The sequence below is a fragment of the Coriobacteriaceae bacterium genome, assembly GCA_025992705.1.
Classification (GTDB): domain Bacteria; phylum Actinomycetota; class Coriobacteriia; order Coriobacteriales; family QAMH01; genus QAMH01.
The window spans coordinates 1,516,852-1,536,903 of record DAJPGJ010000001.1; the positions used below are offsets into that span (position 1 = coordinate 1,516,852).

A 20,052-nucleotide genomic window follows, 5' to 3' on the forward strand; every position below is an offset into this window, starting at 1 on the left:
CCATCCCATGAACCATATCATGTCAAGGCAGACCCTCAAGGAAGGCGTGGCGCGGTGGCTCTTTGCCGCCGCTGCCGCGATTTCCATCCTGGCCGTGGCGCTCATCTGCCTCTTCCTCTTTGCCAACGGGGTTCCCGCCATGGCGCAAATCGGACTGCCCGACTTCCTGCTGGGAACCACCTGGAAACCGGGGAGCGATATGTACGGGATATTCCCCATGATAGTCGGCAGCCTCTACGTCACCGCCGGGGCAATCGTCGTCGGCGTGCCCGCGGGCATCCTGACGGCGATCTTCCTCTCCCGCTTCGCGAACGCGAGCATCGCGCGGCTGCTCAAACCCGCCGTCGAGCTGCTCGCCGGCATCCCGTCGGTCGTCTACGGCTTCTTTGGCCTCATGGTGGTCGTCCCCCTCGTGCGCTCGATCGGCCCGGGCAACGGACTGTCGCTGCTCGCCGCCTCCTTCCTCTTGGGCATCATGATCCTGCCCACCATCATCACCGTGTCGAAGAACGCCCTCGACGCGGTGCCCCGGAGCTACTACGAGGGGGCGCTCGCCCTGGGGGCAACGCACGAGCGCTCGGTCTTTCGCATCATCGTGCCGGCCGCGTTCTCGGGGATCATGGCGTCCGTCGTCCTGGGCGTGGGACGTGCCATCGGAGAGACGATGGCCGTGGTCATGGTGGCGGGAAACCAGGCCGTCATCCCCTCCTCCATCTTCGATGGCGTGCGCACGATGACCGCCAACATCGTGCTCGAGATGGGCTACGCCGCAGACCTGCATCGCGGAGCGCTCATCGCCACCGGCGTCGTGCTCTTCGTGTTCGTCATGCTCATAAGCCTGCTGTTCGGCGCGATAAAGAAACGAGGTGCCCTGAGATGACGGCCCGTATCCTTCGCACCGTGGTATACGCGGGCGCCATCTTGTCGACTGCGATGCTCGTCCTGATCATAGGGTTCATCCTGGTGAACGGCATCCCGAACCTCAGCCCGACCCTGTTCGAATGGGAGTACACCTCCGACAACGTCTCGCTCATGCCCGCCCTGGTCGACACGGTCCTGATGGCGCTTCTCGCCCTCGTCATCGCAGCTCCCGTCGGCATCGCCTCGGCGGTGTACCTCGTCGAGTACGCGCGGCCCGCGAGCCGTTTCGTGCGCGTGGTGCGCATGACGACCGAGACGCTCCAGGGCATCCCGTCGATCGTGTACGGCCTGTTCGGCCTGCTCTTCTTCACGACGCTTCTGGGTTGGGGCCTCTCGCTGCTCGCGGGCGCATGCACCCTGGCGATCATGGTGCTCCCCATCATCATGCGCACGACCGAGGAGGCCCTTCTCGCCGTGCCCCAATCCTACAAGCACGGCGGGCTTGCCCTGGGAGCCGGTCTCGTGCGCACCATATTCCGCTGCGTGCTCCCGAGCGCGCTGCCCGGCATCTTCGGTGGCGTGCTGCTCGCGCTGGGCCGCTGCGTCGGCGAGGTAGCGGCGCTGCTGTTCACCGCCGGCACCGTGGCGCAAATCCCCGACTTTGGCGGCGAGGGCGTCTTCGCCCTGTTCGACTCGTGCCGCACACTTGCCGTGCACATGTACGTCCTGGCAAGCGAGGGACTGCACCTGAACGAAACCTATGCCACGGCCGTCGTGTTGCTCGCCCTCGTCGTGTTGCTGAACGCGGGGACGAACCTCGTCGTCAAGCGATTGAACGTGCGGGGCTAGCGATGCCGAAACCCGATACCCCTATCAAGCGAAAGGACAATCCGATGGAATGCGTCCGAGAGAAAACCCCGACAGTCACCCCAAGCAGGTCCCACGATTCCCACGCATGCCCCGATGACATGGCCATGGGCTCCGCATGCCCAAGCCGCGAAGCCAAGATGGAAGTGAGGAACCTGAACCTGCACTACAGCGACTTCCATGCGCTCAAGGACATCTCGCTCTCCTTTCCCAAAAACGAGGTGACAGCCCTCATCGGCCCGTCCGGCTGCGGCAAGTCGACGTTGCTCAAGACGCTCAACCGAATGAACGACCTCGTCGAGGGTTGCTCGGTACGAGGCTGCGTCGAGCTCGACGGCCACGACGTCTACCGCACGATGCCCACCACCGACCTGCGCAGGCGCGTCGGCATGGTGTTCCAGCAGCCCAACCCGTTCCCGATGAGCATCTACGACAACGTCGCCTTCGGCCCGCGGACCCACGGCGTCAGGAAGCACAGCGAGCTGGACGACATCGTCGAATCGTCCCTTCGCGATGCCGCCATCTGGGACGAGGTCAAGGACCGTCTGAAGCACAGCGCCCTGGGCCTGTCCGGAGGACAGCAGCAGCGCCTGTGCATCGCCCGTGCGCTGGCGGTGAAGCCGGAGGTGCTCCTGCTCGACGAGTCCACGAGCGCGCTGGATCCCATATCGACGGCCAAGATCGAGGAGCTCGTCGGCGAGCTCAGGCATCGTTACACCGTCATCATGGTGACCCACAACATGCTGCAGGCCCTGCGCGTCTCGACCAAGACCGCGTTCTTCCTTCTGGGAGAGATGATCGAGGCCGACGACACGGAGACCCTGTTCACGCATCCGCGTGACGAGCGCACCGCGGACTACGTGGCCGGAAGGTTCGGGTAGACGGCGAATGTGTCAGGGGGTCTGACCCCCTGACACATTCACTACGATACGCCCTTCTCGATGACGGCGCCGACGGGGCAGGCATGGTGGCAGTTGCCGCACTCGTCGCAACGCTCGCCCAGGATGCGGTAGGGGGTTCCCGCCACGATGGCCTTGTGCGTGCAGGCGTCCATGCACGCACCGCACTCGATGCACTCATCGGTGATGGTGAAACCGGCGGGCACGAAGGTCGCGCCGCCCCAGGAAAAGCGCTCGCGCAGGATCTTGTGGTCGCGGTGCACCATGTTGAAGTCGTAGTCGTAGAGCTCGCCCCAGGCGCTGTCCATGACGAGGACCACGGTCTCGGGATACTTGTTGATGTCATAGGTCGCCACGGCGAACATGGGATTGACGGCGGCCTTGGCGGAAAGCTCCTCGTCGCTCAGAAGGCGCACGTTGCCGCTCACGCGCATCATGTAGCCGGGCTGGAAGTGCGGCATGTTCTCGTCGTCCCATACCACGGGCGCATCGGTGCGCTCGCCGCACACGGAGAGCTTGCCGCCCTCGATCATCTGCCGGAAGAACGGCTTGCCCGTCATGGTACGCAGGTAGAGACCCTCGTCGTCATAGGCGAAGAAGTGCGCGATGCGCGAGTCCACTCCCCCGTTGCCATCGAGCGTCGCGAAGCTGCAACACCCGATCTCGTCGAACTTCTCGTACACGTCCTGGATGCTCAGCATGGCATCTCCCCTTTCTCCGGTGAATCGGAACGCATCTGGCAATATCTACGCGCCATTCCCCGTGCATGGGCGCGCATCAGGTCGAAACCGAACAGCTCGGTGCAGTCCTCGGACACGTTAGAGACACTGTTGGCGTCTATGAAATAGGCGCCGTGCCCGGTTTCTATGACGTCGAAGCTCCCGAAGCCGATGCCGAGCGCGCGGGCCGCACACAGGGCATCGTCACGCACGTCATCGGAACAATCGGGATAGAGCTCGTAGGTGGAGCCAGCGTGGTAGGAAGACAGGCCGCCTTCGCCGATGCTGCGCTTGGCGATGAGCGGCAGCGCGTCGTCCACCACCTCGATGCGGGTCACGTATCCGTACTCGGGCTCGACGTACTCCTGCACCACGAAGGGCATGGCAGGCGCCTGCGCGATAAAGCGACGAGCCTCATCGGCATCGCGAGCGAGCAGCGTATGCGTACTGCGGCCGCCGCAATCGGGCTTGATGATGCAGGGATACGCGAAAGCCGAGGCGTCGAGCTCTTCCGGCATGCCAAAGGCGATGATTGCCGGCGTCAGTAGGCCGGCTTCCGCGAGCGCACGTGTACTCGCCACCTTGCCTAATCTCGTAGCGATGCGCGCGCGGCTCGTTGATCATGACGATGCCACGGGCTTGCGCTTCGTTCACGAGCCGCTCCATGTGCGCGAGGGCGGCGTCGTGTCCGCGGAAGCGCGCGCTGGCGAACACGCGGCTCACGAGCATGCCGCAGGCAAGGGCCCGCTCCACGCAATCCCCGTGCGTCATGTCAATCATCGTGACCGTCGGCACATCATCGCCGCACATCTCGGCAAGTGCCGTGGCGAGCTCGGCCGCCAGCTTGTGGTCCGACCACTCGTCGGACTCGTAGAGCACGCCGATGCCCGAAAGCCGATCAGTGCGCATAGTCGAGCCTCTTCTCAAAGTGGCGGCTCACCAGCATGACCGGCAGGGTCAGGCAGAGGTAGAGCGCCCCCAGGAGCAGGAAGCACCCGAAGAAGTTGTAGTTGGTCGCGCTGATCTCGCGCATGGTCTGGGTCAACTCGATGACGGCGATGACCGAGAGCAGCGACGAGTCCTTGATGATGGAAGCGAACTGACCGGTCAGCGCCGGAAGCGTGCGGGTCACCATCTGGGGCAGCGCCACCGATACGGCAGTCTGCACGCGGGTGAGCCCCAGGGCGCGTGCCGCCTCGAGCGGCCCGCGGTCGAGCGACTCGTAGCCCGCGCGCACGATCTCCGCGATGTAGGCACCGGCGAAGACCGACAGGATGATGATGCCGGCAACCACGCGATTCTCCACGCCCCAGGCCGTCCCGATGATGTAGTAGAACAGGTAGATCTGGGCGATGAGCGGCGTGCCGCGGATGATCTTGACGTAGAGGTCGCACAGGTAGCGGATGGGCAGGATGCGCGAGTTCTTGCCGAGGGCGACCGGCACGCCGATGAGCATGCTGCCTATGAGGCTCGCGACCGACAGCCACACCGTGAGCATGAAGCCGTCGAAGATGCGCAGCCGGTACTGGCCCACGAAGTCGAAGTTCAGCGTGATGCCAACGGCGCCGAGCGAACAACCCACGACGAGGATGACCGCCACGCACACGAGCAGGTAATTGACGGCCTTCTTCAGCGGGGCGACCGCCTCGCCCGCAGGCGCTACGAACAGGCTACACAACACGGACACGACCGCACTCCCCTCACTCGAAGTCGAAGAACCACTTGAACCCGTGCTCGTCGAAGGCGCGCTTCTCGTCGGCGAGGTACTTCTCGGTCAGGCGGTCGAACTCGCCATCGGTCTTGGATGCGGCGATGAACTCGTTGAGCTGGTCGAGCAGCTCGGTATCGCCCTTCTTCACCGCGATGCCCCACGACTCGGCCTGCTGGAAGGGGATGAATATCGCCTCGGTGGTATCCGGATTGGCGACGTTGTTGCGGTAGATGGTCAGCTGGTCGTAGAGAAAGCCATCGGCCTTGCCCTGGACGACCTCGGTGACGCAGGCGCTCTCGTCGGCCAGGCGGACGATCTGGGCTTCGGGCAGGTTCTTGGTGGCATACACGTCACCGGTCGAGCCCGTCTTGACGGCGACCTTCTTGTCGGGCTGGTTGAGGTCGTCGATGCTGGCCACGCCCGAATTGGCGTTGGCGAGGATGGCGAGCTGCGCCATGGCGTAGGGATCGGAGAAGTCGACGGCCTCCTTGCGCTCCTCGGTGATGGTCATGGAGCTGATGACGCAGTCGGCCTTGTCGGTCTGCAGCGATGGGATGAGGCCCGTCCCAGGCCGTATTCTCGATTACGAGGTCGTAGCCATAACGATCCGCGAAGTCCCGCATGAAGTCCACGGCCAGACCGGCGGGTTGCCCCGCATCGTCCTTGGTCTCGAACGGCGGGTAGGCGAGCTCCATCGCCACCGTGAGGACGGGCTTGCCATCTTGCGATTGCGTGCCGCCGCCTTGCGATCCGCAGCCCACGAGGCCGAGCACGCCAAGCGCCAGGACAGCCGTCAGGGCAAATGCCAGGGTCAGTCTCTTTCTCATGATTTGTCTCCATTCCCTTTTCCGTGGGTATCAAGCGCTTCCTCGAAGTTTCTCCTCATGGTCTCGAGCGTGTCGCGGGTAACGTCGAATCTTTGCGGCGTCACCCTGTCCATCTGCACGGAGACAAGCTCCGCGGAAATCCCGTCGAATATGCCCCTGAGCTCCTTGCCTTCATCGGTCAAGGTCACGTAGGTTATGCGACGGTCACTCCCATGCTTGTCCGTCTGCACGTAACCGGCGTTCGCAAGTTTCTTGACGAGGCTGGTGACCGTGGAGGGTTCCCGGCCGATGGCGCGCGCGAGCTCATGCATGGTCACGGACTCGTGGGCGAACAGATGCATGAGGATGTCACCGTGGGATGGCACGAGGGTGTCGAGACCCTCCTCGCGTAAACGTGCCGCCAGAAACCTGTTGGCCGCGGCCAGGGTGCGCGAAAGCGTGCTCACGAAATTCGACGCCCCAACAGGGCATGTCTGCTCCTTGTCGCGATTCTCAACACCCGCCATCATGCGTCCCCGATTCTCGATGTCGTTTCGGGAATAATACTTCGATATCGAAGTATCGTCAACACGTCAGGCTACAGCATGCCATGCCGAACCAGACAATTGCCGCCGGGGCACTTTTGTCTGGTTCCTATGCCGGGAAGTTCACGACGTACAGGCAGAGCACGAGCGCGTAGAACACCACGACCGCAACGAAGATCGCCTTGCGCATATCCTCGGGCAACTTGAGGTACTGCCGTTGCAGCACGGGAAACACGACCCACGTGACCAGTGTTGCCACCGCACCGAAGGCAAGCGTGTTCTGGAGACAGATCTGTCCCATGAAGTTGAAGGGCATGTCCGAGTAGTCCCAGAGCGGATAGATGCCATTGGCATCCGGCATGTTCTGCGTGAATCCCAGGATGAGCTCGAGCGTGGCGCAAACCGCGGTGTTGATCAGGAAGCTCAGAAGCAGTGGGGAGAACCTGCCGTGCAGTGCTTCTTGCAACTTGGTCTTTATGGGGAAGAGCAGCAGAGCACACGCCACCATGCCGATACCGTAAATGGGGAACGGACTGAGATAGTCGCGCCAGATTCCCGAGGTGGGATCGTACGTGCCAGCCACGAGGCCCCATTTGATGAGGGTGCAGAAACCCGCTTCCATCCAATGCCCCACGATGCTGAAAAGGCAGAAGTAGATGATCATGGAACGCCAGAAGTTCCACGTGGTTGGTTTCCACAGGTCCCAAGCACGTGCGACGAGCTCCTTTTGGCGCTCGATTGTGAACTCGTTGACGAGGACTTCCCTGGGCTTTCTCGCGAAGAAGAAGTAGAGGAAGACGACGATGTCGAACCAGCAGCTGGTCAGCCTTTCGGTAACCCCAATCGTCCCCATCGCGATGCTGATGATCGTTCCAACGACGATATCGAACACCGCGAATCCGCAAATCCAGAATCGCGCCGCCTTCGAACGCTGCCAGATAAGCCAGAAGGCGACGCCATGGAACACGAGCGTGGCAAACGAGAGGATATCGGCAGGCGACAGCTCATAGCGTCCGGAAATGAGGAAGGTGCACAGCCCCAGCGAGGCCAGGATGTTCACGGCGAAGATGACCTGGAAGACGGCGATGAAGCCAAGGGGTGGCTTGCCATCGGGTTTGACGTGCTCCTCGAGCGCACCCGATTTCCATGCCCTGTGCACCGTGATGGCGCAGTACAGCGACAGCGATTCCACGAATGCCGGTATGAGCATGGATACGGCGCTTTCAACGCCAAGCGCGTCGTTTGTGGCCGCCGTGTATATGGCGTTTACGATGCTGAATGCCAGGACAATCGAGTTCAGGACGATGAATGCACGCAGACGACCGGGGCGCTTCGACCCGCGGAAGCCCAGAATGCCCACGATCAAGTTGAACGCGCCATCAACCAGGAAAACGACGGCAAGGCCTATCGCGATGATGCCGAGCGCCGCCGGTGTGGAGGATTCCGTGACGATCTCATCGCCATCCATCAACGTGAGGTCTGCGTCAATCGAGACGATCGAGCCAACGCCGTCGGACGTCAAGAGCAAGCCACCCGCTCCGAAAAGCAGGCCAGCGGCCAACTCGACGTCCGCGATGACTATCAACACGAGCGTCAGGATGCGCAAAATCTTCTGATGAACCGTCATGGTCTCCCCTTCTATGCCGGTAAAAGAGATGAAAGGCAATGGGCGCATCATAGCATAGCCATCACAAGACGCCTTTCTGCGCATCTGCCAGGAGCATCGCGTAAGGCAAAAACTAGAACTTCACGATGCAGAGAACGATAAAGCCCACCGTGACGAAGGCAAAGAGGACGGTGGCAATCGAGGAGGGCAGCGACCTCATCGCCTTGTCGCACAGCGGGTAGAACACCCAGGTGTAGAGCATGGCGACAATGCCAAGGACGATATCGTTCACGAGCCACGCCTGCCCCAAGATGTTCAAGGGTAGCTCCGAGTTGTCCCATAGGGGGTAATTGCCAAAGGCATCCGGCTGGTTGAGCATCAGTCCCATGCCAAGCTCCATCACCATGCAGACGCCCACCGTGATCACGTAGAAGGCGATGCAGGCCGTCCACATCTTCCTACAACGTTCCAGGAGCATGATCTTGAGCGGGACAAGAACGAGGGTGCACACGACGGTTCCCACACCGTAGACGATGAAGGGATAGAACGGGTCATCCCACACCAGAGAATCCTCGTCCACGATGCCGAAGATGTCCATGAACGAGCAATACGCGATCTCGAGCCAGTGACCAACGACGCTGAACACGCAGAAGAAAATGACAAGATTACGCCAGAAAGATAGCGTACTGGGCGCGAAACCTTCGTACTCATCGCTTTTGGCAATCAGGGACAAACCGTCTCATCTCCCGCCCTCGGCATACCGGCAGGCTCATAGTATAGCGAGCGCCCTCGCGATTGCATGAGACAGTTGCCGCCGGGCTGGATTTGTCTCATTGCGGCGGCAATCCTGCATGCTATCCCGTGCATTTCGGTGGCATCCCCGTGCATCTCACTCGAACGAGCCCCTCCCCTCGCAGCTTGCGCCCTATACTCACGACAGGAAAGGAAGAGGCATGAAAATCGAGATAGAGACCGACGAATCCCTGCACGAACCGGAAATCCTCCTGCGTTGCGCCGTCGTGGACGAACGCGTTGCCTCCATCATCGCCAGTCTGCGCATGCATGACCGCAAGATGACGGGCAAGAGCGATGGCGAGATGCGCGTTGTCTCCGCAGGCGAGATCCTCTACGCGGAGTCAATCGACGGCCGCAGCTTCGCCTACACGGGCGATGCGGTCCTGGAGATGCCGCTTCGCCTCTGCGAGCTGGAAGAGCGCCTGGCGGACGCCGGCTTCGTCAAGGTTGCCCGGAACTGTCTCGTCAACCTGTGCCGTGTCGCGGGACTACGTCCCTACGTCGGCGGCAGGTTACTCGCACGCCTGGACAACGACGAGGAAATCGTGATCTCGCGCAAATACGCGGGCGAAATAAGGAAGCAACTGGACGCATAGGAGGAGATGACAATGGATCACAAGATCATTGACACCGAGAGAAAGGGACCCGGCGAGGTCCTCAAGATGCTGGGAATCAACTTCTGCATAGCGTTTACCATCTTCATGCTGTTCACCATGGTCTTCGGCATGATATACGCTGACGAGGAGGCAAAGGCGGGCATCATGTACTGCTGGGGCATCGTGGGCGCCATGCTCCTCGCCGTGGCCATGCAGCTTGTCTTCTTCACGCCGCTCGTCATACGCAGGCTCGGCTATGCCGCTCGCGTCGCCCTATTTGGCGTGGGCTTCTATGCCATCCTCACGCCATTTGCCGCGTTCTTTGGCTGGTTCCCGGCCGACATACCGGGCGCGTGGATTACCTGGACCGTCATCTACGTCGTGATTCTGACGCTTCTCACCGCGCTCTTCACGATGATCTACCGACGTGAGGCCAAGGCGCTCAACGAGAAGCTGGAGAGGTACAAGGCCGGACGCTAGGTCCGAAGCTGCCCAGAATCGCGCGTGCGTGACCCGATTCGCAAGCACACTGCCAAGGTTGATGGTCAGTGACCGTGCACCTTGGCATTCGATGGTCAGGAACATGGGGTTCTTGGCACACCGTTCATTCGACCCTCTCACTCCCGAACGCACCGGTCTGGCGATTCCACAACCGCGCGTAGTCGCCACCCTTGGCCACGAGCTCGGCGTGCGGTCCGTCCTCCACAATGCGTCCCTGCGATAGCACGACAATGCGGTCGAGGCTCGCGACGGTGGACAACCGGTGCGCCACCACGATGGCGGTACGGCCTTCCATGAGTCGCGCCAGGGCCTCCTGCACGGCGGCCTCGCTCTCGGAATCGAGCGCACTGGTCGCCTCGTCGAGCACGAGGATGGGACAGTCGGCGAGCATGGCGCGGGCGATGGCGATGCGCTGGCGCTGGCCACCGGACAGCTTGATGCCACGCTCGCCGGTGATGGTGGCGAAGCCCTGGGGAAGCGCCTCGATGAACTCCAGCGCGTTTGCCGCGCGCGCCGCCTCGCGGATCTCCTCCATGGTGGCGTCAGGGCGCCCGTAGGCGATGTTCTCGGCGATGGTGCGATGGAACAGCAGCGCCTCCTGGGGCACGTAGGCGATCTGGCGACGCAGGCTCTGCTGGGTCACGTCGGCCACGTTCTGGCCGTCCACCAGGATCTCGCCCTCCTGGATGTCGGCAAGGCGCAGCAATAGCTTGGTGAGCGTGGTCTTTCCCGCGCCCGACATTCCCACGAGCCCCACGCGCTGGCCAGCCGGAATGTGCAGATTGAAGTCGTCGAACACCTGCGTCTTCACATCACCGTCGGTATACCAGAAGTTGATGTCGTCGAAATCGATCTCGCCTTCCTCCACGTCAAGCGGCTTGGCGTCGGGCTTGTCGGCCACGAGGCGCGGCTCGTCGAGCACGGCGGTCATGCCCGAGGCATCACCGAAAGCCTGATTGATGCGCTGTAGGCCCGTGTTGATGAAGTTGAACTGGTTGGTCACCGTGTTCGTGTAGGTGAACATGAGGATAACCGTGCCCGGTGTGATGCCGAACCAGGCGTTGCCGCCAGAGATGAACACCGTCACCACGGACATGATCACCACGGTTATGGCCGCCGTGGTGATGCCGCGGGCAAGCGAGGCCCACATGCGTTTGGAATCCCGGGCGACCACTTCCCTGTTCGCCGCGTCGAAGAGCTGGCGCTCGTACTCCTCGCGCCCGTAGGTCTTCACGGCAAGGATATTTGTGACCGCGTCTGACAGTTCTCCGGACAGCTGGTTCTGGGCGCTGGCCGCCCTCTCGTTCAGGTGCAGAATGCGCTTGTACATGATGTAGGAGACGACGGCGTACACGGCGAGCATGGCCATGAGCACGCCGGCGTAGATGGGCACGACGGGAAACAGGATGAGGCAGGTGAAGGTGATCGAGCACAGGATGGGCAGGAACGGAAAGTTCATGGTCTGGAGCAGCTGTGTGTAGCCGGCCATGAACTTGGAGGTCTGGCTCACAAGCGTGCCGCCGAAGCGGTTGGAATGAAACGACAGCGACTGGTTGCACAGGCAGTCGAAGGCCATGGTGGCAAGGTCGTAGTTCACGGCGATCTGCAGTTTCCAGAGGGTGTAGTCCTGGAGCTTGCTGCATGCCTGGCCGGCGACGTTGATGCCGATGAGTGCCGCGATGTAGGGACCGAACACAGCGAAGACCTGATCGGCGGCCACCGGCTCGGAGGCGATGCGGTCGACGATGAGGCTCATCACGTAGGGGTTGCCGTAGGTGAGAAAGCCGCAGAACCCGATGGTCGAGGCCACGAGCGCCACGAACAGCCCCAGGTGATTGCGCGTCGCCAGCCAGTAGTAATGCAGGCTACGCCTCGTCAACGATTGCCTCTTCGACATCGGTTCCTCTTTCAGTATCCTTGGTGATTGCATGCAACCGAAAGTGTATCAGCGCGTCTCGGTCACGTACGCCCTCGTGCTCCTCGGAAATTCGCGTTTGAACGCGTCTTTCACCAGGCGCTTGCCCTTTGCCCCCGCATCCACCGGAACGCACACGGTCTCGAAGCCTTCCTCAACCAGAACCCATCCGTCCTCTTCGCGCCTCAGGGTCACGGAACGGTCTTTCTTGAAGGTGCTCAAAGTGATGGATTGCAGACCCTTGTCCGCCGTTGCGTTGAACAGCTTTGCCTGCGCCTGCTTTATGGGCATGAGCTTCATGACGACCTCCTTGCAAGAAAGCGGTCCAACTCGGCTGTGAAGGCTCGCTTTTGCAGCGTACGTGATATGTAGATGACCGTGGCCGTTTCGCCCTGCATGACAAAAGCCACGCGAACGGGTCCAAAAGTGCCGGCGTTCACCCGGCATTCCCGAACAGCGTTGCCCTCGAAGCGCGACGTAGTGGCGAACTTCGATTTGAACAGGCCGTGGTCGAGCTGAGTCATGACAGTGCGAACGATGTACTCCTCGAGCTGCGGCTGCTTTCGCAACATGGCGGCGCACCCCTGCTTGTCGAAGATCACCCTCCCCGCTCGCGTTTCCATGTCGTCCATGATGACCTTCTGCCATAGCTTATGGATACATTGCCCTCATTATATGCGAGGAAAAAGAATGTCGGCAAAGCAATGATGCATGCTATAGACTGTTCGAAAGAAGAACGACTCGAGAGACCGGGCCGCGACCCTGCCCTGCACCCGTTCCGTGGATGCATAGAGCAGGTCCAAGACGAAAAGGATGAAGACCATGAAAATCAAGAACATAACGGTGGCAGGCGGCGGAGTCCTGGGCAGCCAGATAGCACTCCAGAGCGCCTACAAGGGATTCTCGGTCACGATGTGGCTCCGGAGCGAAGGCTCCATCGAGCGCGCCAAGCCCAAGCTCGAGCGACTCCGCACCATCTACAAGCAGACCCTCGAGGCCATGAAGACGGACCCTGCCGCCTATTGCCGCGGACTTGCGGACTCACCCGACGTCCCGGCCGCAACGATCGACGAGCTCATCGGCAACGTCGACAGGGCCTTTGACGGCATATCGCTCACGACCGACCTGCAGGAGGCGTTCGGCGACGCGGACCTGGTGATCGAGGCCATCGCCGAGATCATCGACGAGAAGGACGCGTTCTACTCCTCGATCAGGGACATCCTGCCGCAGCGGACCATCCTGTGCACGAACTCCTCGACCCTGCTGCCGAGCGCGATGATGGGCTTCACCGGCCGCGAGGACCGCTTCCTCGCGCTGCACTTCGCCAACAACATCTGGAAGAACAACACTGCCGAGGTCATGGGCACGCTCGAGACGAGTGAGGAATCGTACGAGGCAGTGGTCGAGTTTGCCCGCGCCATCGGCATGATCGCCCTCGAGCTCAAGAAGGAGCAGCCGGGATACCTGCTCAACAGCATGCTCGTCCCCTTCCTCAACTCCGCCGAGGCGCTGCTGGCCAACGGGGTCGCGGACGTGGAGACGATCGATGCCGCATGGACCCTTGGCACGGGCGCTCCCCTCGGCCCCTTCCGCATCCTCGACATCGTCGGCCTGACCACGGCGTACAACATCGTCGCCGCCAGCCCCGCTGCCCAGGACCCGGACAGCACCGCAGGCCGCATCGCGGCGGTCCTCAAGAAGCACATCGACGAGGGAAAGACGGGCGTCAACGCCGGCGAGGGCTTCTACAAGTACGGCAAGTGACTACGCAGGGAGCTCCCCGCGCGGTCATCTTGAGTCGCCTCTTAGAAAAGCATTTCACGGGCACTCGTGCAAAAGAAGAGGTCGAGTTGTCGGCTGACACCATCCAGGACTACTTCAAGAAGAAGTCATCGCTCACGTTCAGGCTCTCGAAGCACAGTGTCGCATACCAGGGAGCATATAGAATGCCATCCCTCATTTCGAAATTAGAGCGGCAGAGGACGATGGCACGAGACACCTCGTATCCGGGAGCTGCAAGCACCTTGCTGAGCGATGCGTGGGTCAGGTAGTCGTTACCGGATTTCACCTCGATAGCGATCACACCCTCATCGCTCTCGATGAGAAAATCGACCTCCCCCACCTTCTTGGTGAGATAGTAATAAGGCGTGAACTGGGCTGCCACCAATTCCTGCGCCACAGCGTTCTCGAAAACGCCACCCATGTTCACCGACCGGTCATCGGTGTAAACCGCACGCGCCAGGCTCTGCGGAAAGCGGGCGACAAGCATGCCCGTGTCCGACTGATATAACTTGAACGAAGCGGCACGCTGCGTACGACGCAAAGGTGGCTTGGGCTCGGTCACCTTGTTAACCTTCAGCCCAACGCCCGCACGCACGAGCCAGAGGAAATCCTGCTCGTAATTATCATAGCGAGCCGTCTCCCCCAGAGAGGTGACGACGAACTTTGCCCGTTCCTCTTCCAGTTGCACTGGAAGCTCCTCGAAAATCGACTGGACGTGAAGTGCACGTGCGCCGGCATACTTCGCGATGTCATAGGAATACTGCTGGTTTAAATCAACCTGCAACGCACGAATGCCCGCAAGACTACCGTTGCCGTCGACGAATTGCTGAACGACTTCGGGCATACCACCAACCACAAGATACGTGCGCCATTGGGAAAGCAGATGCTCATGCAGGTACGCTTCCAGTGGCTTTCGTTGGGCGAAGGATTGGCAAACTTGTTCGAGCATCGCCTCCTGAACGCCAACGGCCCAGCAGAACTCCTCGAAGTCCATCGGCCGCATCTCGATTTCCGCGACATATCCCACGGGAAACGACCGTGCGCTCTTGAATTCGGTTCCCAGCATCGATCCCGAGAAGGCGTAATCGTAGCGCCCGTCTTCTACGAGGAATTTCGCGTATGTGGTCACGTCGGGAAGCTCCTGTATCTCGTCGATGAACACGAGCGTATCGCCTTCGATGAAAGGGGCTTCCGACAGCACTGCCAGACGGTTGATGAAATCCTGAGTGCTGCGTGCCGCCGCCAGCGTCTCCTTGGCCACCTTGTCGCGTAGCAAATTGATCTCGACGAGCGACGCATACTCCGTTCTCCCGAGATGCTGGATAAGATAGCTTTTACCGATTTGCCGAGCACCCGTTACGAACAGCGCCTTGCGTTTGCGAGACTGGCTTTTCTTCCAATCCAGAAGAAGCTGATATGCCTTTCTCCGAAGCACCGCAGTCCTCCTTCCGGGAAAAATAACAAATTTTGTCATTTCGTTTTCTAGTATTTTAACAAAATTCGTGATTTCACAATGCGAATTATTAACAAAATTCGTAATTTTGAATTAAACGTTCATTCGGCATAACCTTCCATATCCCAACTTCGCTGTGTCGAACCAAAACACCATTGCGGTTTTGGCAACAGCGGCACGTTTACTGCACCGGGTGGAGAACCCAAGCGCCGTTATCATCGAGGTATCGAAGGATGGGGTTTGAGGGAAAGGACGATACCATGAGCAACGACCTCGTAGTTCTCATCGTCATGATCGTGCTGCTGGTTGGCGGCGGACTGCTGCTGAACCTCCAGATTCGCCGCACCGAGCGCAAGGATAAGCTCGAACAGGCCGCGAAGGAGAGCACCGTGAAGTCCACAGCTGCCGCAGCAGAGCAGAAGAACGCGGCCTAGCGTTCGACGACGCAAGAGACTCAAGAAGAAGGAGCCCCATTCATGGGGCTCCTTCGCTATGTGGCGCTTTTCAGGCAAGCGCCATTCCCCTCCCTTGCTATCATGAGGCCTCGAATGAGAGGTCGAGCCAATCCGGGTGATGAGATGAATTTCGAATATCTTGACGAGTTTGTCCACTTGGCGCATAGCCTGAGTTTCCGGCGCACTGCGGAGCACTTCTTCGTGAGCCGCTCGGTCATTAGCCGCCATATGACCGCACTCGAGGAATCGCTTGGCACGCTCCTCTTCGTGCGCGACACGCACGGCGTCGAGCTGACGGATGCCGGCGAGGTCTTTCTGCAGGAGGCCCAGTCCCTGCTGCGCGGATGGAATCTTGCGCAAGAGCGCGTCAAGGCCGTTTCCGGCACCGGTGACAAACTCGTACGCATCGGCTACCTGCGCAACGGCGCACGACCCTTCCTCGTACGATTCGTGAACTCCATGGCCAAGGAACATCCCAACATCCGGTTATCGCTCCTGTGCATGAAGTACGACGAGCTGCGTCAGGCGTTGGAGGAGCGTGGCGTCGATGTGGCAATCGGGATGAACGTGGACAGCTCCATCTCGTCCAACTATCGGTCCACTCCCATCTATCGCGATCACTTCGTCATCGCGTGCAATCGCGCGAACCCCCTGGTGTCCATGACCGATGGCATCACCGTCGATGACTTGCGCGACCAGAGGCTCCTCATTCCCGGCAGTTACCTGTCGTCGGGCCTCGCCGAGGGCATTCGGTCATTCGTGGATGACGAGACCCTTGCCGAGGCCGAGGAGCTCTACATGGACATGGACCTGCTCTACCTGAAGCTCCGCACCGAAAATTGCGTCGCATTCGTCTCGGACATGAACGCCTCGATGTTCGACGGGACGCTCTCGATCCTACCCATACGCGACATGGACTTCTGCTTCGACATCAGTGCTTTCTACCACGACGAGTTTACGGGCGAGGTTTACGAGGCGTGCCGCAAGACATTCGAGGACTGTCGCCGTGCGTTGGCAGATGAGGAACCCGTATCCCTCCATTGGGTGCAAGAGTAGTCCAAACGGATTTCCGGCGCTCAGATTCGATGCTATGCAGGGCTACGAAGCAAAGCCAGCAGCTGCGAGGTCCTGGGAGATGAGCCAGCGTAGATAATCGGAGCGCTTGAATCCAAGTTCACTGGCTCGCCTGTCCATGGCGCTGACATGCTGCTCAGTATCCTTGAAGGTCACGACCTGCAAGGGCTCGCCAAACTTCAGGGGACGACCATATATGACCTCGCCAACAGGTTCTCCGGGAAGCTCTCCGCGTACGAGCATCTCGTCAAGCTCCTCGATGCGTTCTGCAGAAATGTCGAACATCTCCTCGAGCTCTTTTGCGGTATATTTCACCATCGTCCTCCTCCCCTGAGACCCAATTTGCCCTATTTCGTATTACGTAATTATACGGGATGAAGCGCGTGCGCACAATGACCTCCTGACCTTCGAGTGGCTGTCCTTCTCATCGAAGTTAGGAGGCTTCCAACAAGAACATTTGTTCGATTATAGCATGTGGTCTAGGAGAATCTGCGTCTTATTTAGATATGACAGAGATGTGCGAATGGGGCGTGCCTGATGTGCCCCAGACGGATGTTTTCGGCGAGATACGACGAAAACTAGCGTTTGGGGCACATTACACGCGTCCCAAACGTCAATGTTCGCCAGCAGCAGACGCGAGACGCGCCCCAAACGTCAATACGCGTCGCCCCCTGCTCCCGCCTCGTGACAAAAGAAGAAGGAGCCGCCGTGATGGCGACCCCTTCAGTCGAGATGACAAAGGCACAACCCAACGGTCGCTTCAGTCGAAAGCCCTACGCTATTCGCTGAAGCCCGTGAACGACAGCATGAGACCGCCGCACGTGTTGTTGTTGTCGGACTCGAATCCGTATTCGCCAAAGGTGAACTCCATGATGTAGGGCACGTCGCCGGCAATCTTGGCGACGGCATCGGCCACCTCGCCGATGCGCGCGTCGATACCGGCGCGACGACCGCCGCAATGCACCAGGTGGAAGGCAGCAGGCTTGCCGGGCATGACGTCGATGAGGGCCTCGAGCGTGTCGGGTACCGACGCGATCAGCTCGTCGACCGTGGCCTCCATGCGGATGACGCAGGTCTTTTCGGCCAGGTTGTTGCCCACGTTGATCGTGAAGTCGTCGTTGCCGTTCATCGGGTGGCGAATGGCGACCAGGTCGCCCAGGCGGTCCTTGACGCCGAGCGGCGAGGTGATCGAGTAGGCCAGCAGGTTGCCACCGGCGATGTCGTCATCGGAGCAACCGGTCCACTCCTGGTACTTCTTGGCGGCGGGCACGCCATCAATCTCGGCGATGGTGCGCAGGCCGTTGACCTTCGTGATAACGCCGAAGTCATCCGTCTCGTGATAGGCGCCGGTGAACATGTTGGTCATCGCCGGGGCGTCCCAGAAGAGCGCGATGACGCAACCGTCGCCAAAGCTCTCGTCGTTGTCGTAGAGCTTCCACTCGCCGGCGATGGAGTTGTCTGCGGCGGAACCGCCGAAGAACGGCACGCGCCCGATGACGGAGGAAATGCCCTTGAGGTAGAGCTCCTCCTCCGCAGGAGAGGCGGCCATGTAGAAGAAGTCGGGGGCGACATCCTTGCCCGCGGCGTCAAGCGCGGCCTCGGCCATGATGAGACCGGCCTCGAAGGGATCGTCGTTTTGCGCGCGGTCGGCAGCCGCAACGCCGACGGCCATGTCCGGACTCGAGAGCACCATCACGCCCACGAACGGCTCGTCACCGCCCACGTAACCGCCATCGGAGACGATGACGCCGGTGAAGGAGGTGTTGCCCAGAACCGGTACGCCGGGAATCGCCTCCTTGACACCGTCGACGACCGCCGTGACGTTGTAGTCGCAGCTGCAGTAGACGAATGCCACCTTGGGGGCGTCCAGCCCCTCGACCGCCTGTGCGGCGGCTTCTTTGCCCGCGTCGAATGCCGACGCGCCCGTGCTGTATCCTGTGTTGGCTTTGAACATCTTGACCTCCTGATCGAAAACGTTACATGAAACACATTCGTCTATTTTAATACGTGCAGCCTCGGGAAACGCTGTAATTCTTCTAGCTCCAGAATAACTACAGGCGAGGACAGCAAATTAGACAGGGTACTCGCCGGTGAAGCAAGCCTCGCAGAAGGAGGGATGGCATGCGCCGGAAACCGCCTCGCGCAAGCCATCAAGGGAGAGAAACGCGAGCGAATCCGATCCGATCCACTCGTTCATCTGCGCGAGGTCCATGTTCGCCGCGATGAGCTGCTCGCGTGTAGCCGTGTCGATGCCGTAGAAGCAGGGCCACAGCACTTCCGGACTCGTGATGCGCAGGTGCACCTCGGCGGCCCCCGCATCGCGCAGCATCGCCACGAGCTTGCGCGAGGTACTGCCGCGCACGACAGAATCGTCGATGACGACGAGCCGCTTTCCCACAATCACATCAGGTAGCGGATTGAGCTTGAGCCTGATGCCGAGCTGGCGCATCTCGTCGGTGGGCTGGATGAAGGTGCGGCCCACGTAGCGGTTCTTCACGATGCCGTCGGTGTACTCGATGCCGCTTTCGGCCGCGTAGCCGAGGGCAGCCGGGACACCGGAATCGGGCACGCCGAGCACGAGGTCAGCCTCCACGGGATTCTCGCGGGCGAGGATGCGTCCGGTATCGCGTCGTGCCTGGTAGACGCTCTGGCCGTCTATCACGCTGTCGGGCCGGGCGAAGTACACGTACTCGAAGATGCACGAGGCGCGCTTGGCAGGCTCGACGGCCGCAAACGAGCGCAGTCCCTCGTCGTTGACGCGCACGACCTCGCCCGGCTCGACGTCGCGCACGTAGGTGGCACCGACGATGTCCAGACCGCAGGTCTCCGACGAGATGACCCAGCCGGCGTTGTCGGGCAGCTCGCCGATGCACAGCGGACGGATACCGTGGGGGTCGCGAAACGCGTAGAGGCCATCAGCCGTGCACAGCACCATGGCATAGGCCCCCTCCATGAGCTCCATGGCGTGGCGTATACCCTCGCGCAGGTGGTTGGTGCGCTCCGTGTACATGCCGATGAGCTTGGCGGCGACCTCGGAGTCGGTCGACGAGTACAACCGGGCGCCGTCGGCTATGAGCCGTGCGCGCAGCTTGTTGGTGTTGGTGAGCGTGCCGTTATGAGCGAGGGCGAGCAGCACCTCGCCCATGGCCGACATGTGCGGCTGGGCCGCCTCCCACGAGGCCTTCGATCCGCTCGTGGAATACCGCACGTGGCCGATCGCGACGTCACCGACGAGAGCGTTGAGGGAATCGTCATCGAACACCTGGGTCACGAGTCCCAGGTCCTTGGAGACGTTGACCGTCTCGCCATCTCCGACGGCGATGCCCGCGCTTTCCTGCCCCCGGTGCTGCAATGCCTGCAAGCCAAAGCCCGTCATGCGGGCGACATCCTTGCCCGGTGCGTAGATTCCGAATACGCCACATTCCTCGTGCATCGCCGAACTCATCTCCCCGTCGCGTCTCCCAAGT

23 protein-coding genes and 1 pseudogene are annotated in these 20,052 nt (G+C 60.8%); 8 read left to right on the plus strand and 16 right to left on the minus strand.

Annotation, left to right across the window (positions count from 1 at the left end; all coding sequences use genetic code 11):
- Positions 1 to 19: 19 nt before the first annotated feature.
- The 3 genes from pstC (at position 20) to pstB (ending at position 2,609) form a co-directional block, all read left to right on the plus strand.
- Complete coding sequence (gene pstC / locus OIM11_06795) at positions 20 to 880, plus strand: phosphate ABC transporter permease subunit PstC (protein HJJ00835.1); 861 nt, start codon at positions 20 to 22, stop codon at positions 878 to 880.
- Positions 877 to 1,710: a phosphate ABC transporter permease PstA gene (gene pstA, locus OIM11_06800; protein HJJ00836.1), complete on the plus strand. Its 834-nt coding sequence runs from the start codon at positions 877 to 879 to the stop codon at positions 1,708 to 1,710. The genes pstC and pstA overlap by 4 nt, the downstream gene beginning before the upstream one ends.
- 119 nt (positions 1,711 to 1,829) lie before the next feature.
- The gene (gene pstB, locus OIM11_06805; protein HJJ00837.1) at positions 1,830 to 2,609 is read left to right on the plus strand and encodes a phosphate ABC transporter ATP-binding protein PstB; all 780 of its coding nucleotides are present in this window, start codon (positions 1,830 to 1,832) and stop codon (positions 2,607 to 2,609) included.
- A gap of 41 nt (positions 2,610 to 2,650) precedes the next feature.
- On the opposite strand, the gene OIM11_06810 is transcribed toward pstB, so the two are convergent.
- The 9 genes and pseudogenes from OIM11_06810 to OIM11_06850 form a co-directional block, all read right to left on the minus strand.
- Positions 2,651 to 3,328, minus strand: coding sequence for a 4Fe-4S binding protein (locus tag OIM11_06810; GenBank protein HJJ00838.1), 678 nt, complete (start codon positions 3,326 to 3,328; stop codon positions 2,651 to 2,653).
- Positions 3,322 to 3,879, minus strand: coding sequence for an ATP-grasp domain-containing protein (locus tag OIM11_06815; protein ID HJJ00839.1), 558 nt, complete (start codon positions 3,877 to 3,879; stop codon positions 3,322 to 3,324). Before OIM11_06815 ends, OIM11_06810 begins: the two co-directional genes overlap by 7 nt.
- Entirely contained in the window at positions 3,761 to 4,255 is a 495-nt protein-coding gene (locus OIM11_06820) for a hypothetical protein (protein HJJ00840.1), read from the minus strand. The genes OIM11_06815 and OIM11_06820 overlap by 119 nt, the downstream gene beginning before the upstream one ends.
- On the minus strand, positions 4,245 to 5,033 hold the full coding sequence (locus tag OIM11_06825) for an amino acid ABC transporter permease (protein ID HJJ00841.1): 789 nt from the start codon (positions 5,031 to 5,033) through the stop codon (positions 4,245 to 4,247). The genes OIM11_06820 and OIM11_06825 overlap by 11 nt, the downstream gene beginning before the upstream one ends.
- Positions 5,034 to 5,046: 13 nt before the next feature.
- Positions 5,047 to 5,568 (minus strand): transporter substrate-binding domain-containing protein, encoded by a 522-nt coding sequence (locus OIM11_06830; protein HJJ00842.1) that lies wholly within the window; start codon positions 5,566 to 5,568, stop codon positions 5,047 to 5,049.
- Positions 5,569 to 5,677: 109 nt separating this feature from the next.
- A pseudogene (locus OIM11_06835) lies at positions 5,678 to 5,752 on the minus strand (hypothetical protein).
- Positions 5,753 to 5,880: 128 nt separating this feature from the next.
- Entirely contained in the window at positions 5,881 to 6,390 is a 510-nt protein-coding gene (locus OIM11_06840) for a MarR family transcriptional regulator (protein HJJ00843.1), read from the minus strand.
- A 127-nt stretch (positions 6,391 to 6,517) separates the two neighbouring features.
- Positions 6,518 to 8,035, minus strand: coding sequence for a putative ABC transporter permease (locus OIM11_06845; GenBank protein ID HJJ00844.1), 1,518 nt, complete (start codon positions 8,033 to 8,035; stop codon positions 6,518 to 6,520).
- A gap of 112 nt (positions 8,036 to 8,147) precedes the next feature.
- Positions 8,148 to 8,747, minus strand: coding sequence for a putative ABC transporter permease (locus OIM11_06850; protein HJJ00845.1), 600 nt, complete (start codon positions 8,745 to 8,747; stop codon positions 8,148 to 8,150).
- Positions 8,748 to 8,967: 220 nt separating this feature from the next.
- Between OIM11_06850 and OIM11_06855 the strand changes: the two genes are divergently transcribed.
- Both OIM11_06855 and OIM11_06860 read left to right on the plus strand, forming a co-directional pair.
- A complete protein-coding gene (locus tag OIM11_06855; GenBank protein HJJ00846.1) occupies positions 8,968 to 9,405 on the plus strand; it encodes a LytTR family transcriptional regulator in 438 nt (145 codons plus the stop codon).
- Between the two features lie 12 nt (positions 9,406 to 9,417).
- Positions 9,418 to 9,885, plus strand: coding sequence for a DUF3021 family protein (locus tag OIM11_06860; protein ID HJJ00847.1), 468 nt, complete (start codon positions 9,418 to 9,420; stop codon positions 9,883 to 9,885).
- A gap of 124 nt (positions 9,886 to 10,009) precedes the next feature.
- Here OIM11_06860 and OIM11_06865 read toward each other — a convergent pair whose 3' ends face one another.
- The 3 genes from OIM11_06865 to OIM11_06875 are packed head-to-tail and all read right to left on the minus strand — an operon-like array spanning position 10,010 to position 12,453.
- Positions 10,010 to 11,803, minus strand: coding sequence for an ABC transporter ATP-binding protein/permease (locus tag OIM11_06865; protein HJJ00848.1), 1,794 nt, complete (start codon positions 11,801 to 11,803; stop codon positions 10,010 to 10,012).
- A gap of 48 nt (positions 11,804 to 11,851) precedes the next feature.
- Entirely contained in the window at positions 11,852 to 12,121 is a 270-nt protein-coding gene (locus tag OIM11_06870) for a hypothetical protein (protein ID HJJ00849.1), read from the minus strand.
- The gene (locus tag OIM11_06875) at positions 12,118 to 12,453 is read right to left on the minus strand and encodes a hypothetical protein (protein ID HJJ00850.1); all 336 of its coding nucleotides are present in this window, start codon (positions 12,451 to 12,453) and stop codon (positions 12,118 to 12,120) included. The genes OIM11_06870 and OIM11_06875 overlap by 4 nt, the downstream gene beginning before the upstream one ends.
- A gap of 190 nt (positions 12,454 to 12,643) precedes the next feature.
- Here OIM11_06875 and OIM11_06880 point away from each other — a divergent pair, with 190 nt between their 5' ends.
- Positions 12,644 to 13,585, plus strand: coding sequence for a 3-hydroxyacyl-CoA dehydrogenase (locus OIM11_06880; protein HJJ00851.1), 942 nt, complete (start codon positions 12,644 to 12,646; stop codon positions 13,583 to 13,585).
- Positions 13,586 to 13,694: 109 nt separating this feature from the next.
- On the opposite strand, the gene OIM11_06885 is transcribed toward OIM11_06880, so the two are convergent.
- A complete protein-coding gene (locus tag OIM11_06885; protein HJJ00852.1) occupies positions 13,695 to 15,038 on the minus strand; it encodes an ATP-binding protein in 1,344 nt (447 codons plus the stop codon).
- 251 nt (positions 15,039 to 15,289) lie between these two features.
- On the opposite strand from OIM11_06885, the gene OIM11_06890 reads away from it, so the two are divergent.
- Entirely contained in the window at positions 15,290 to 15,490 is a 201-nt protein-coding gene (locus tag OIM11_06890; protein HJJ00853.1) for a hypothetical protein, read from the plus strand.
- A gap of 144 nt (positions 15,491 to 15,634) precedes the next feature.
- The gene (locus tag OIM11_06895; GenBank protein HJJ00854.1) at positions 15,635 to 16,567 is read left to right on the plus strand and encodes a LysR family transcriptional regulator; all 933 of its coding nucleotides are present in this window, start codon (positions 15,635 to 15,637) and stop codon (positions 16,565 to 16,567) included.
- Between the two features lie 42 nt (positions 16,568 to 16,609).
- Here OIM11_06895 and OIM11_06900 read toward each other — a convergent pair whose 3' ends face one another.
- The 3 genes from OIM11_06900 to purF all read right to left on the minus strand — a co-directional run bounded on the left by OIM11_06900 (position 16,610) and on the right by purF (position 20,030).
- The gene (locus tag OIM11_06900) at positions 16,610 to 16,900 is read right to left on the minus strand and encodes a hypothetical protein (GenBank protein ID HJJ00855.1); all 291 of its coding nucleotides are present in this window, start codon (positions 16,898 to 16,900) and stop codon (positions 16,610 to 16,612) included.
- 463 nt (positions 16,901 to 17,363) lie between these two features.
- Positions 17,364 to 18,539: an FIST C-terminal domain-containing protein gene (locus OIM11_06905; protein ID HJJ00856.1), complete on the minus strand. Its 1,176-nt coding sequence runs from the start codon at positions 18,537 to 18,539 to the stop codon at positions 17,364 to 17,366.
- 117 nt (positions 18,540 to 18,656) lie between these two features.
- Positions 18,657 to 20,030: an amidophosphoribosyltransferase gene (gene purF / locus OIM11_06910; GenBank protein ID HJJ00857.1), complete on the minus strand. Its 1,374-nt coding sequence runs from the start codon at positions 20,028 to 20,030 to the stop codon at positions 18,657 to 18,659.
- Positions 20,031 to 20,052 lie beyond the last annotated feature (22 nt).